The organism is Streptomyces sp. WAC05374, assembly GCF_004353505.1.
Lineage (GTDB): Bacteria > Actinomycetota > Actinomycetes > Streptomycetales > Streptomycetaceae > Streptomyces.
Map to the genome: position 1 here is coordinate 198367 of NZ_SMNQ01000008.1, position 14289 is coordinate 212655.

8 protein-coding genes are annotated in these 14289 nt (G+C 68.3%); 5 read left to right on the plus strand and 3 right to left on the minus strand.

Features of this window, described 5'->3' with window-relative positions:
- Nucleotides 1–271 precede the first annotated feature (271 nt).
- The 3 genes from E2B92_RS18040 (at nt 272) to E2B92_RS18050 (ending at nt 9378) form a co-directional block, all read left to right on the plus strand.
- Entirely contained in the window at nt 272–2335 is a 2064-nt protein-coding gene (locus E2B92_RS18040; RefSeq protein WP_126883446.1) for an APC family permease, read from the plus strand.
- A gap of 53 nt (nt 2336–2388) precedes the next feature.
- Nucleotides 2389–3714, plus strand: a complete 1326-nt coding sequence (locus E2B92_RS18045) for a class I SAM-dependent RNA methyltransferase (RefSeq protein ID WP_126883445.1) — start codon at nt 2389–2391, stop codon at nt 3712–3714.
- A gap of 489 nt (nt 3715–4203) precedes the next feature.
- Nucleotides 4204–9378 (plus strand): sacsin N-terminal ATP-binding-like domain-containing protein, encoded by a 5175-nt coding sequence (locus E2B92_RS18050; RefSeq protein WP_126883444.1) that lies wholly within the window; start codon nt 4204–4206, stop codon nt 9376–9378.
- A gap of 120 nt (nt 9379–9498) precedes the next feature.
- On the opposite strand, the gene E2B92_RS18055 is transcribed toward E2B92_RS18050, so the two are convergent.
- Entirely contained in the window at nt 9499–9888 is a 390-nt protein-coding gene (locus tag E2B92_RS18055) for a nucleoside triphosphate pyrophosphohydrolase (RefSeq protein ID WP_126883443.1), read from the minus strand.
- Between the two features lie 177 nt (nt 9889–10065).
- Between E2B92_RS18055 and E2B92_RS18060 the strand changes: the two genes are divergently transcribed.
- The gene (locus tag E2B92_RS18060; protein WP_126883442.1) at nt 10066–11508 is read left to right on the plus strand and encodes a DNA phosphorothioation-associated putative methyltransferase; all 1443 of its coding nucleotides are present in this window, start codon (nt 10066–10068) and stop codon (nt 11506–11508) included.
- Nucleotides 11509–11567: 59 nt separating this feature from the next.
- Nucleotides 11568–12419, plus strand: a complete 852-nt coding sequence (locus E2B92_RS18065; protein ID WP_126883441.1) for a hypothetical protein — start codon at nt 11568–11570, stop codon at nt 12417–12419.
- Nucleotides 12420–12587: 168 nt separating this feature from the next.
- Here the strand turns inward: E2B92_RS18065 and E2B92_RS18070 are convergent, their stop codons facing one another.
- Complete coding sequence (locus E2B92_RS18070) at nt 12588–13388, minus strand: phosphoadenosine phosphosulfate reductase (protein ID WP_126883440.1); 801 nt, start codon at nt 13386–13388, stop codon at nt 12588–12590.
- 195 nt (nt 13389–13583) lie between these two features.
- Nucleotides 13584–14243, minus strand: coding sequence for a hypothetical protein (locus E2B92_RS18075; protein ID WP_126883439.1), 660 nt, complete (start codon nt 14241–14243; stop codon nt 13584–13586).
- Nucleotides 14244–14289 lie beyond the last annotated feature (46 nt).

The window sequence follows — 14289 nt, forward strand, 5'->3', positions numbered from 1 at the left end:
CTGCGAAAACACCCTGCTCACTCTTCTCTCTCAGCCTGCGTGCGGTGTTGCCTGATGATGAGCTTATGCCGCCACACGGCTGTTGCCCTCATCCGAGGCGGCCGACGCGTGGTCCGGGCCCCCGCACGGAACGCGGTACGCGGCAAAAGCGACGGTCCGGTGGCCCACGTCACAGCTTTCTGTGCCGTCCGCGTTAAGGGAACGCAAGTTTCTGGCGGAACGACGGGTGGTGGGTGGGCGGGTCCGATTTCAAGCGCTTACGATCCTCTGCGTGTCCAAACTGACCGACGTGCCCAAACGGATCCTGATCGGCCGGGCGCTGCGCAGCGACAGGCTGGGAGAGACCCTCCTCCCCAAACGCATCGCACTCCCCGTCTTCGCGTCCGACCCGCTTTCCTCGGTGGCGTACGCGCCGGGAGAGGTCCTGCTGGTCCTCTCCATCGCGGGTGTGTCGGCCTACCACTTCAGCCCCTGGATCGCGCTCGCCGTCGTGGTCCTGATGTTCACGGTGGTCGCCTCGTACCGCCAGAACGTCCACGCGTACCCCAGCGGCGGCGGGGACTACGAGGTGGCGAACACCAACCTCGGCCCCAAGGCGGGCCTGACCGTCGCCTCCGCCCTCCTCGTCGACTACGTGCTGACCGTGGCCGTCTCCATCTCCTCCGGAGTGGAGAACCTCGGTTCCGCCATTCCCTTCGTCGTCGAGCACAAGGTGCTCTCCGCGATAGCGATAATCCTGCTCCTCACACTCATGAACCTCCGAGGTGTGAAGGAATCCGGCAAGCTCTTCGCGATTCCCACCTATGTGTTCGTCGCCGGTGTCTTCATCATGATCTTGTGGGGCGCGTACAAGGGAATCGTCCTCGACGAGACCATGAAGGCTCCCACCGCCGATTTCGAGATCCGCCCGGAACACGAAGGACTCGCCGGGCTCGCGCTCGTCTTCCTGCTCCTGCGCGCCTTCTCCTCCGGCTGTGCCGCGCTCACCGGCGTCGAGGCGATCAGCAACGGCGTGCCCGCCTTCCGCAAGCCGAAGAGCAGGAACGCCGCGACGACCCTCGCCCTGATGGGCGGCCTGGCCGTCACCATGTTCTGCGGGATCATCGGCCTGGCCATGGCCACCGACGTGAAGATGGCCGAGCAGCCCGCCCACGACCTGATCCGCGACGGCGTGCCGGTCGGCCCCGAGTACGTACAGAACCCGGTCATCTCCCAGGTCGCGGCCGCCGTCTTCGGCGACGGCACGTTCTTCTTCATCCTGCTGGCCGCCGCCACCGCGCTCGTGCTGTTCCTCGCCGCGAACACCGCGTACAACGGCTTCCCGCTCCTCGGCTCGATCCTCGCCCAGGACCGCTACCTGCCGCGCCAGCTCCACACGCGCGGTGACCGGCTCGCCTTCTCCAACGGCATCGTGCTCCTCGCCGGCGCCGCCATCCTGCTGGTGTGGCTGTACGGGGCGGACTCGACCCGGCTGATCCAGCTCTACATCGTCGGCGTCTTCGTCTCCTTCACGCTCAGCCAGACCGGCATGGTGCGGCACTGGAACCGCCACCTGAAGACCGAGCACGACCCGGCGCGCCGCCGCCGCATGATCCGCTCCCGCGCGATCAACACCTTCGGCGCCTTCTTCACCGGCCTGGTCCTCGTCGTCGTGCTGGCGACGAAGTTCACGCACGGCGCCTGGGTCGCCCTGCTCGGCATGGTCATCTTCTACGGGACGATGACCGCGATCCGTAAGCACTACGACCGGGTCGCCGAGGAGATCGCCGCCCCCGACGCGCCCAGCGACGACACCGTCCGGCCCTCCCGCGTCCACTCCATCGTGCTGGTCTCCAAGGTCCACCGCCCGACCCTGCGGGCCGTCGCGTACGCCAAGCTGATGCGCTCCGACAAGCTGGAGGCGCTCAGCATCAACGTCGACCCGGCCGAGACCAAGGCGCTCAAGGCCGAGTGGGAGCGGCGCGGCATCAACGTCCCGCTCAAGATCCTCGACTCCCCGTACCGCGAGATCACGCGGCCGGTCGTCGAGTACGTCAAGGGCATCCGCCGCGAGAGCCCGCGCGACGCGGTGAGCGTGATCATCCCCGAGTACGTGGTGGGGCACTGGTACGAGCACCTGCTGCACAACCAGAGCGCGCTGCGCCTCAAGGGCCGGCTGCTGTTCACCCCGGGCGTGATGGTGACGTCGGTGCCGTACCAGCTCCAGTCGTCCGAGGTCGCGAAGAAGCGCGAGAAGAAGCGCCAGGAGTGGAACGCACCCGGTTCGGTGCGCCGCGGCCCGGCCGTCGAGCGCCCCAAGGAGCCGACGGCGAAAAGCGGACGGCCGGGGACGTAGACTGGTGGGCTGCCGCCTGGCAGCCCCCGTCTCACTCCTGGAGTCACCCCGTCATGCCAAACGCACCCGAGTCCTCCCTCGTCGGGGAGGAGTACGAGGTCGAGGTCGGCCCCGTCGCGCATGGCGGCCACTGCATCGCCCGCACCGACGAGGGCCGCGTGCTGTTCGTCCGGCACGCCCTGCCCGGTGAGAAGGTCGTCGTCCGGGTCACGGAGGGCTCCGCGGACTCCCGCTTCCTGCGCGCCGACGCCGTCCGCGTCCTGGAGGCGTCCAAGGACCGGGTCGAGGCGCCCTGCCCGTACGCCGGCCCCGGCAAGTGCGGCGGCTGCGACTGGCAGCACGCCAAGCCCGGCGCCCAGCGCCGCCTGAAGGGCGAGGTCGTCGCCGAGCAGCTCAAGCGGCTCGCCGGCCTGACGCCCGAGGAGGCCGGCTGGGACGGCACGGTCGTGCCGGCCGAGGGCGACAAGGTCCCGGCGGGCGAGGTACCGGCCTGGCGCACGCGCGTCCAGTACGCCGTGGACGCCTCCGGCCACGCGGGCCTGCGCAAGCACCGCTCGCACGAGGTCCAGCCGATCGACCGCTGCCTGATCGCCGCGCCGGGCGTCAGCGAGCTGGGCATCGAGCAGCGGGACTGGTCCGGGATGGCCTCGGTCGACGCCATCGCCGCGAGCGGCTCCCAGGACCGCCAGGTCGTCCTCACGCCCCGCCCGGGCGCCCGCCTCCCGCTCGTCGAGCTGGACAAGCCGGTGTCGGTCCTCCGGGTCGCCGAGGACGGGGGAGTGCACCGCGTGCACGGGCGCCCCTTCGTGCGCGAGCGCGCCGACGACCGCACGTACCGCGTCGGCAACGGCGGCTTCTGGCAGGTCCACCCCAAGGCCGCCGACACCCTGGTCCGCGCCGTCATGCAGGGCCTGCTGCCCCGCAAGGGCGACACGGCCCTGGACCTCTACTGCGGCGTCGGCCTCTTCGCCGGCGCCCTCGCCGACCGCGTGGGCGACAAGGGCGCGGTCCTCGGCATCGAGTCGGGCAAGCGCGCGGTGGAGGACGCCCGCCACAACCTCCAGCACTTCGACCGCGTCCGCATCGAGCAGGGCAAGGTCGAACAGGCCCTCCCGCGCACGGGCATCACGGAGGTCGACCTCATCGTCCTCGACCCGCCCCGCGCCGGCGCCGGCAAGCAGACGGTCCACCACCTGGCCGGCCTCGGCGCCCGCCGCATCGCCTACGTCGCCTGCGACCCCGCCGCCCTGGCGCGGGACCTCGCCTACTTCCGCGACACGGGCTACAAGCCGCGCACGCTCCGGGCGTTCGACCTGTTCCCGATGACCCACCACGTGGAGTGCGTCGCCATCCTCGAACCGGCCGCAAAGGGCTCCTGACCTGCGGTTTTGCGCGTGCGCATTATGTGCGATGTGGGCGTTACGGGCGATATCTTGACGCTGAAATGACGCTCGTGACGCTCATTTGACGCTCGTTCTGATGGGGTGTCAGGCGACTTGCTGGACAGGTCAGGTCCTCGGAAGGGTGGCGTGTGTCGGTCACCAGATGCTGCGTGGTCCTTGCCGCGATCGGCTGCCTGTCCATGAACTGAGGACACGGTCAGCGTCGGATAGGAGTGACAGGACCGTCCGTGGCAAAGCCCTTCATGGCTCCTCCTCACTCAGTAGGATCACCGACGGAGCGTGGTGGGAGACGTGCGGGGGAGCGGCGGTATGGGAGCCGGAGGCCGTCGGTCGTCGTCGGAGCGCGTGCATTCGCGCAGGCGGGCTGCAGTGCGTAAGCGCGTCCGTGATCAGGCGCTCGTTGAGGTTCGGGGCTGTCTGCGGGACTGGGACGATGGCCGAGAAGCGGCTCGCGAGGCCAAGGCCGTGGCCGAGACGATCATCTCGCCCGAGTACGACGGCCGGGTGCTTGTCGAGCTGCTGCAGAACGCGCACGACGCTCACCCGGCGCGCAGCGCTGACGGGCGCATCGAGATCCTTTTCGACGAGGACGAGGGAGAGCACGGCACTCTCTATGTGGCCAACGGCGGCAAACCGTTCGGCGGCAGGGACTTCAAGGCGCTCTGCAGCATCGCCCTGTCCAGCAAGCGTGCCGATTCCGGGATCGGTCACAAAGGCGTCGGCTTCAAGAGCGTGTTGCACCTGTCTGACGCCCCCGAGGTCTACAGCGTGGCACGGGAGGGGTCCCGGATCCTCGACGGCTTCACCTTCCGTTTCGCCCGGCTCGACGACTTTGACGCGCTCGCTCGGGAGGTGGCGCCCGAACGCACCGATTTTGCGGCCCACTTGAGGGAGAACCTGCTCACGCTGAAGGTGCCGGTCTTCCTGGAGGACGCACCGCCAGCCGCCCAGCGCCTCGCGCGCCGGGGCTTCGTCACCGTCGTACGCCTGCCGCTGAAGTCGGCTGACGCGTGCTCGGCCGCCAGGGGCCAACTGCGGGAACTCATGGATGACACGGCCCCGTTCGAACTGTTCCTTGACCGCCTAGAACGCGTGCGGCTGGAGTGGCGGGCGGCGGGGGAGACCCGGCGCAGGACGTACGACCGTCAGGTGGAGGTGCTGTACCACTCCCGCGGCCTGAAGGTGCAGCAGGTCACGCTGCGCCGGCGGATTCGACTGATCGTCGTGTGCGGGAAGGCAGACGCGGACCTTGCCCGGGACGCGATCGCCGCGTCGATGGAGAAGAGCGGGATGCGGCGCGACTGGGCGGCCTGGGAGAAGAAGGCCGAGGTACGCGTGGCCGTCCCGGCCGGCGATCCCCTGGGGGCCGGGCGGCTCTACACCTTCCTGCCGATGGGCGAGCAGATGCTCGCGCCCGTCCGGGGGTACATCCATGCACCGTTCTTCGCGGAGATGAACCGCCGTTCGTTCAACGAGGCAGTGCCGTGGAACGACCTGCTGCTCGACACCGTGGCCGAGTTGTGCGCCCGCGCGGTGCTCGCTGCGGCGGACGGGCGGGCACCGATTCCGCCCGGCGCGCTCGTCGACCTGATGTGCTGGGAGCCCGAGAAGTTGGGGCGGCTGACCTCTGCCTTCCAGCGACTGGACCACGGCATCGCCCAGGTGCCGTTCGTACCGGTGATCGGGACGTCACCCGGGGCGCTGACCTCCCTGCACCGTGCTTTCCTGTGGGAAGGGAAGCACGGATCCACGGTCTTCACTCCGCAGGAGGTCGCCGCTGTCGGGGTCACGCATCTCGTCGACCCGAAGCTGCACCCCACCCGGCTGCGACGGCTTGCGCCCCTCGCCAGGGCCGTGGGCCGGGGCCTCGCTCCACCCATCGAGCGGCTCGCGTCCTGGGCGGAACGGCTCGCCAAGGCCGCCGTACGCGATCCGTTCGATCCTGACTGGTGGGCGGACTTCTATTACGACCTCTCCCAGGCATTCCCCGACGGGTCGGCCCTGGTCGGCAAGCGGATCGTCATCAGTTCCCGGTCGACGACGGAACCGGCCGGCGGGGAAGGCGTCTTCTTCGATCGCGATGCCCCGCAGGGCGGCTCCCTGCCACCCCTGCCCGACGGGGTGTCTGACCGCCTTCACTTCGTGCACGAGGGCATCGCCTGGTCCGGCAAGGGCCGCAAGCGCAGAGTCCAGGGTCGCAAGTGGCTCAGGACCACGAATCTCGTCCACGACTATGGGGCCGACCGGGTGCTCGAGGTCGTCGCCGCCGCATTGAGCGCCAACGGTGTGGATGACGGCGTACGCCTCGCATGTCTGCGCTATGCCTGCGCGGTCTCCCACGCACTGGAGAGCGGCGGCCGCAGGGCACTTCGTCTGAAGAATCTCCGCGTGCCGACCCGGGCGGGCTGGTTCGACGCGGGACGGGCCATGTTCGGGCCGGGCTGGTCCGGAGAGCACTCCTCCGTCGACAACACACTGACTCGGTTCCTGGAAAGCGTCCGGGGACTGTCGTCCGTGCTCACCGAGACGGAAGGTCGGCTCCTCCTCCGCCCCGAGGAGCTGTGCGGTGACACGGTCCCTGTGGCGGCGATGATGCGCTTCCTCGAAAGGCACCAGGTCGCGCATGGACTCCGTACCCGCTACGAGACCTTCAGTACCAAGATCGGGGGAGACGACCTCAATCGGCCCGCCCGGTTCTGGGCCCCGGGTCTGCGGAGCCGGCTGCCGCAGTGGAGGACTACCGCTGAGCGCTGGCCGAGCCGCCGTCAGGTCGGCTACACCAGCGTCGATTACCACGAACGCAACCTGTCCGCAGCCGTGCTGCCCGGTCAGGACGACTACGCGGCCTTCTCCGAGGAGGACCGCAGACTTTACGCGGAGCTGATCGTGCACGGCCTCGCCGTCGCCTGGCCCGACGCCGCACTGGAGATGCAGTTCGTGCGCCACAGCGACCCCGCCGGAACGCCCTGGCCCACTCCGCTAGCCGCCTTCCTCGCCCACGTGCCGTGGATCCCGCAGACGGTCGCCCTGGGTGCCATCTCCGAGGGGGCCACGTTCGCCACAGCCGACACGGCCTGGTGGTGGCATGGTGTTCAGCCCCCGCCCCAGTTCCTCAGGGTGGTGCCGGCGACCTTGCGCAGCAGGCGGTCCGCCAAGCTCTCGGCACGGCTCGGCCTGCTCCGCGTCCGCTCTTGGGACCATTCCGAAACCGCGCTCGACCGGCTCTGTTACCTCCCCGACCTCGTGCAGGCCGACGCCCACCTCCGGGATGGCAGACTTGCCCACGAGATCGGGCAGGAGTACGAGAAGGCGTGGGCGCAGCTGCTTCCGGCGGGGGCAGGGACGCGCACCGCTGACGGCGGGCCCCTAAGGGCACCGCGCCGACTGCTGATCACCCGGGCTGGCGTCCTCGGACCGCTGAACCCGGCGGAGGCGGACGAGACGGTTTTCGTTCCGGATCCGGACGGGGTCCAGAACCGGGCCCTCCTGGACCGTGTCCCCGTGCCCGTGATCCCGATCCGGGACAAGGAACTGGGCGGCCGGGTCCACACCTTCCTCGACCGGAGGACGACGTTCGACGTCCAGCGGTGCAGCGACGCCGAGCACGACATCCAGGCCGACCGGCTGCCCGTCAGTGACGCACCGCGCCTCCCGTTGGCGGAGTACGCGGGACCCTGGCTGCGTACCCTGGTCGCGGCCCTGGTGGAGTTCGACGAAGAACGCGCCTCCCGTCCGGCGCCCGTGGCCGTGGTTGACGTGGACAGCCTGCTGAGCCGCTGCGACGTGACTGTGGCCGACGAGGCGGCCGTCTGGATCGCCGGCCATCGCCTCACCGAGAACGGAGCGGAACGTGCCCTGCTGCACCCGCACCCCGACCGGCCCTGCGTCGTCGTGGTGCACAGTGGGCCGCGCTCCGGGTGGCGGGTGCTCCGCACCGCCGCCCCCGCCGTGGCCGCCCTCATTAGCGCGCCCTATCTCGCGGGCAGCCTGTGGACCGCGCTGACGAAACTCGAGGAGCGCGGCCTGAAGACCGACCGCGTCCCCGACGAGGACCTCTCGGCAGTCCTGGACCTGCGGCCGAACCAGCTGCGGGCCGTCCTCGCCGAGCGTGCCTCGCAGCGCTCCGGCAGCGTGCGGCTCGTCCCCCTCCTCGCCTGCCTCGATCTCGACCTTGCGGAGGAACTCCGGCAACGCGCCGAGGACTTCTCCCACCGCGCCGCCCTCTTAGTCTGGCTCACCGGCCGGATCGGCGCACCGGACGCGGAACTGCTCATGCGGCTGCTGGAGGACGACGACCGGGAACGGCAACTGAGTTCCCTCTCCATGCCCCTTGCCGACGCCAACCGAGCATGGCGCGAGCTGGGCCTCCCGGAGATCGACAACAGGGACCGCCACGAACGGCAGTTCGCAACCTGGCTCCAGCGGAACCGTCCCGCGCTCGCCGCACGGATACGGGACGCCTACGCGGACGTTCACCGGTCCGGACGCTCCCTGTCCGGGTACGTGAAGCTGCGCGACCTCTCCCCACTCGTGCCGGACCCGGCGTGGCACACGACACTGTGGAACCTCGCCGATGAACTCCTCCAGGCTCACGCGGACGCATGGTTGGCGAGACGGCTCCCCGCCGCTTCGTCGACGTCCCGCCCGCTGCGGCCGCTCGCTGAGGTGCGCGAGGCATCCAATATGGCGGTCCACAAGCAGGTGCCACGACTGCGGCAACTGATCGAGGAGTGGCAGCGGCTCCACTCCGCAAGTCACCCCGCAGTACTGCCGCCCGCCCAGGACGTCCTGCGGGAACTGGACGACGACGGACTGCTGGACTTCGAGGTCCTGTCTGTGAAGGCGTTGATCGCCTGGCTAAGGACCCGCGGTTACTGGCCCGAGGACATGCCGCTGTCGGACCGGCGCGCGGATCTCGGGCTGACCACGACTCGTTCGTCGGAGCCCACCGGGGACGGCAAGGTCACGGGCGGAGGTCGGCCCGGAGGGTCTGCACCCGGCCCCCATGTGATGCTGAACGGCAAGCCCGTGTCGGCGCGGCTCGACGATCTGGCGGCTCTTGCCCGCGATGTGGCCGCCGACCTCACGCCGGAGCAGCGGGCCACCTCGGCCACGTCTGCTACGGCGCTCGCGCCCCGGATTCCGCAGCCACGTAGCGCGTCCTCGTCCGGTGCGAGGTCGCACGGCGGTTCGTACCAGGCCCCCGTGACTGACCAGGACCGGGCCTTGGCGGTGGGCCTCGCGGGCGAGGCGGCGGTGGCGGCTTGGCTGCACGAGCAGTTCGGGGTCGAACCACAGGACTCGTGGAAGTCCGGCCTGCGGGTCCATGGGCTCGCAGGCGGGCAGCCGGGGGACGACCGGCTTGGTTACGACTTCCTCATCCACGACGGCGACGCGACCTACCTCTACGAGGTCAAGGCATCCACCGGCAACAGCGGCGAAATCGTCCTCGGCGAGTCCGAGGTGCGACGCGCTTCCCGTCTGAAGCCGGATGAGACGTATTTCATCGTGTACGTCTCCCATGTCCTCGATCGCGACCTCCGCGCGATCGCTGTCCTGCCCAACCCATTCGGCGCCCCCGACCTCGCCGGCTACGAACTGGTCAGCACCCAGCTGAGGCTCCGGTTCAACCGTGGTTGAACCACCTGTTCGTGCACGGTTGGCCGTGGGACGACGGAGGCGACTCGCCCTACCCGGCTTCCCACGCCCTCGCCATCCGTCATGACGAGTCGTTGGCTGGCCAGCGTTGGGATCGGCGGATCAGTGGTTGCCGGACCAGACGACCCGATTGGTGAAACTGCCCCGCTCCCGCGCTTTCGCCAGGCGGATTCCTTCCAGTCCTGCCGAGTCCACGCCTAGGTCCTCGGCAAGCGCGTACACAACCTCTAGCACGTCAGCGAGCTCATCCACTGCCGTCGCCTCATCCGCCGCAAGGAACTCAGCGACTTCCTCGCCCAGCTTGTCTCGCAGCCTGCTGCGGTATTCCTCAGGCCCGGCGATGTAAGTGATCGGCTTGGCTCCGGCAGCCCGAATAATCTCAGGGACCCGGTCCCTGACCAACTTGCTGTAACTGTCCAATTGCTCCCGCTCCTCGCCTCGCCCGACGGGTGCACCAGCGCTGCCCGCATGCTGCCGCAGCGTACGTTTCATCGAGAGGTTAAGACGTGCGGACTCGCAATCAGTTGGCGGATTCGGACACAAGCGGGGTACCTGCAGCGGCCGTGAGCTGTCGGAAGGCGCAGCGTCGATAAACGGATCTCGGAGTCGTCCCAGCGTAAGGTGCGGTGATGTCGCGTGCTGGCCGGTCCGTTGTATAAGGGGACACCGATGACACAGCAGCTCTGGAGCAGCCAGAGGCATCAGACCGCAATCGGCCGTGTCGGACTCTCACTCCCGGCTCGTCGTGCACTTGGCGACCTCCGGCTGGAGCCTGGGAGGAAAGTCCTTGACTACGGGTGTGGGCGCGGTGGCGATGTGCGTGTACTTCAGCAACTCGGTCTCGACGTCATGGGTTGGGACCCAGTGCACTTCCCCGAGGGACTGCTCAGGCCGGCCGACGTTGTCCTCCTCACCTATGTCCTGAACGTCATTGAAGACCCCGCCGAACGGCGTCAGACACTCCTGCGAGCGTGGGAACTCACCAGCTCCGTGCTCGTGGTGTCTGCACGGCTGCGGTGGGAGCGCAACCAGATCAAAGGGACAGAGCACAGTGACGGCATCCTGACTCAGCGCCGCACCTTCCAGCATCTCTACGCTGCCGGAGAACTGCGCGACTACGTCGAGGAAGCAACTGGCGTCCGCTGCGTGTCGGCGGCTCCGGGCATCGTCTACGCCTTCAAAGACGACGAGGCCCGCCTCAGCTACATCGCCCGCCAGATCGCGCCCGATGGCGAATGGCTGGCGTCCGAGGACACCGCCTCGGCGATCGCTTCCGTCGTCGATCACCTCGAACAGCGCGGCCGGATGCCTCAGCTGGAGGAAATGCCGCAGCCGATCATCGGCCTCCTAGGTCACCTGCGCCCTGTCGAACTGAAGCGCCTGGCCGAGCAGGCGGCAGACCCCGTGAAGGTGGAACGCAGCGCGGAGCGCGGCGCCCTCGACACGCTGCAGTTCCTCGCCCTAGAGCTGTTTCATGGCCGAGGTCCTGTAACCAGTCTGCCGCTGCCCATTCAGCTGGACATTCGCGCCTTCTTCCCCTCGTACACCGAGGCGTGTCAGCGAGCGGATCGGCTGTTGTTCAAGCTGCGCGACGACGCATACATCCGCCGGGCGATGAACGGATCGATCGCTGGCAAGTTCACCGCGACCGCCCTGTACGTTCACCGTCGGGCGCTTCACCGGGTGCCGACTGTGCTGCGACTGTATGAGCAGTGCGCGAGTATCGCTGCCGGCCGACCCGGCGAGTGGTCCGTCGTCAAGCTCCGGCACCAGGGGCGTGGCGTCAGCTGGCTCGACTACCCGGAGTTCGATACAGACCCCCACCCACGTCTCGCCGCGTCGTACGCTGTCGACCTGAAGAGCCTCAAGTCCTCCTTCACCTCGTACGCAGACTCGACCAACCGCCCCCTACTGCACCGCAAACACGAATTCCTCGCGGAGGACGATCCCGATGCGTCCAAGTACCGGCGGCTCACCGACGCCGAAGTACGCGCCGGCCTCTACGAGAGCCCACACCTGATCGGTACGGAAGACGGCTGGGAACGTGAACTCGTTCGCTGCGAAAGAGAATTGCGAGGCCACCGGCTCGTGCGGCGAACCACCAGCACATGAGCCTTCGACCAGCCTTCGATCCCGGTGTGATTGTCAGTGGTCCGTGAGACGCTCCCTCCATGACCACCACCCGAACTGGCGGCTCCTGCCCGCCCTCCTACCGAGCGCAGTCAACCCTCGCGTTGTCCGACCCCGAGGACCACGTCCGCGAACTCACCGACTGGGTTGAGCACGCCTCCGCGGTCACCGGCGTGCCGGGGGCGCAGGAGGTCTGGGACAACGCCTACAAGTGGCTGCGCCTCGCCCAGGGGCTGCGCACGATGACCTTCGACATGTCCTACGACGACGGCGGCATGTGCTCGGTAGGCGGCGACTTCGACGCCGTCTGGACAGAGATGATGGAGGAATGGCAGCTGCACCAGGTCCGGCTCGGCTACCTGCGCGCAGCACTCGAAGGGTTCGTCCGGCTGCTGCACCCCGACGCTGCACAGCCCTGGCTCGCCATCGAGGCGGCTGAGCAGCAGCTGCAGCACCACGCCGAAGCACTACCCGTGCACGCACGAGCGGTCGCCGAACATCTGGGGACACACTGCCCGGACCATGCGGGTAGCAGCGATGCACCGGTCGCGACAGGAGTGGCGCAGGCGGTTGCCCTGCACGAGAAGGCGGTACACGGCCGTGCGGGCATTCCCGAGCCGACCAACGACGCGGATATGAAGATCTTCGCCGCTGGGCACGCTGAGGTCTGCACCGTCAGGGAAGCCTCCACGGTGCTTTTGCTGGGGCTCCAGGTGCTGATGGCGGCAGCGGTGAAGGAGGATCGCGTCGCGGCCTTCGACGACAAGTACCTCCTCGACGGAATGTGGATTCCCGACGCCTCCGGTGACAGTCGGTGGGTGGACGAAGAGATGCCCTACGGCGAGTATCTGGCCGTTCTCCACCTTGCCCCCGGCGAGCCGCCCGAGCTCTGATCCCACCACGCCGTCTGCATTCCGGCGGCGGGCTGCGGACCGGATCGCCGACGAACATCGCTAGGTCCGCTGGGACTTCGGTCCAGTGGGTGGCTACTCTTCTGCATCCTGCGTGGTAACGCGAGGGAGGGCCGGAAGCGATGGCTTCCGGCCTCCGCTCGGGGCATTTCAGGTCATGCACCAACCCGAGTCGCAAGCACCCTCGTCCTCGTCGACGCTGCCATCACTCGGGGACGCATCAGGGATGGCCTGGGTGAGCGGGATGCCGTACCTCGTGAGATACACGGCATCCCTCCCGAGCGCGGCCCGGCGCCGATTGATCGTCTCCTCCAGCCGGACCGACAAGGCGAACAGCTCCGGTTCGTGCCTACGCTGGTGGCGCCATGCGCCGACGGTACGGAAGGGGCAGAAGAAGCACGAGCTCTTGGGTGGCACCGGCAGACCGGCTTCGGCGATGATGCGCTCGCAGTCGTCCCTGCGGAGCCCGAGGTCGAGCAGCGGGTATTCGATGACCTCGTGGGACTCGCTCCGTCGGCGGTTAGCTCGGTGGATTTCGTCGAGCGATATGCCGATGCCAACCGCCGCTGGATGCCCCGCGGTGGCGCCGTGCTCCCGGAGCCACCGCCCGACCACCTTGATCTTGAAGTCCGCCGTGCAGTTGCGTCGGCCCGGAGCGCCGTTGGCCATGCGCACCGGGATGGGGATCGACCGCGTGTCTGGCCGGTTCAGCCGCTGCATCAGCGTTTCGGTGGCCCCGCTGCGACGCCGGCGCTCGAGCTCGTGGATCTCCAGTCCGGCACCCGCGGCGTATGGGATGGCGATCTCGCGAACGTAGGCGAGGGTCGCCGGGTGCTCGCTGTCGTCGCCGACGTTGGCGAAGAGGAAGGTGCTGAAGTCGATCTCTCGGCGAGCGGCCAGTACGAGCAGGGCCGTGCTCTGGACGCCGCCGCCGTAGGAAATGACCTTCATGGGGTGTCGGTTGGGCTCGCTGGAGGCGGCTCGAGGAGTGGGGTCGGTTGGATCGGCTTGATGGGCTCCTGGGGTCTTCTGCAAGATCGACATGTGAGAGACAGTATGGACGCGTGAGATAAGAAGCAAGTGTTTCTCTCACCGCTCTCGGCGAACAGCGGAGGTTAGCGGCGGGCGCTGGCGGTCAAGGCTGAGCTAAGCGGTGGTCTGCGGCCTTGGCTTGATGGTGACGGAATATCCCTGGGACAGGACGGACGCCAGGAACTCGGCTGCGGCGCCCTGGTCAGCGCTTGTGAAAGTCCGTGCGGCAGGCGGTGACTGTCGAGGGGGGCGCGCCTCGCAAGCGCTCAGCCTTCGGCCACGAGGCTTCTGATTGGCACGCTGTCCGGCCCGGAGCACGGCGACTTCGGAGGCCACGATGGTTCGCTGCCGCTGTCGCCCGTCGTCCAGGATCGTTTCAAGGAGCCAGAGCGGAGAGCCGGAGATGAGCAGGTCGGCCTCGGCGATCTTGTGCCGGTTGCGCCACCGAGAGATGGCCTGTGCGTCCTGGCCGAGCACGCGCGCTGCCTCCTGGATACCGACGACGACCGGGAGTTGCTCCTTGTCCTCTAGGTCGTAGCCGAGCGGGATACCAGCCTTGTACGTCGCTAGCCGTTCTCGGTCGATTTTGCGGTCGCCTTCGCCGTCGAGCCGCATGACTGTGCTCAACAGCCAGTAGGGATTGCCCGATGCGATCAGATCGGGCACGTCGAGGGTGCCCGCTGTCCGCCATCTTTGGGATGTCTGCCGCTCCACGTGGAAGAGGAAGGCAATCTCGGCGTGCCCGAGGAGGAACGGGACGCGTACCTTTGCCATGAGACGCCCTTCCCCATCACCCTGTGTTCGTTCTCGTCGGCTATGT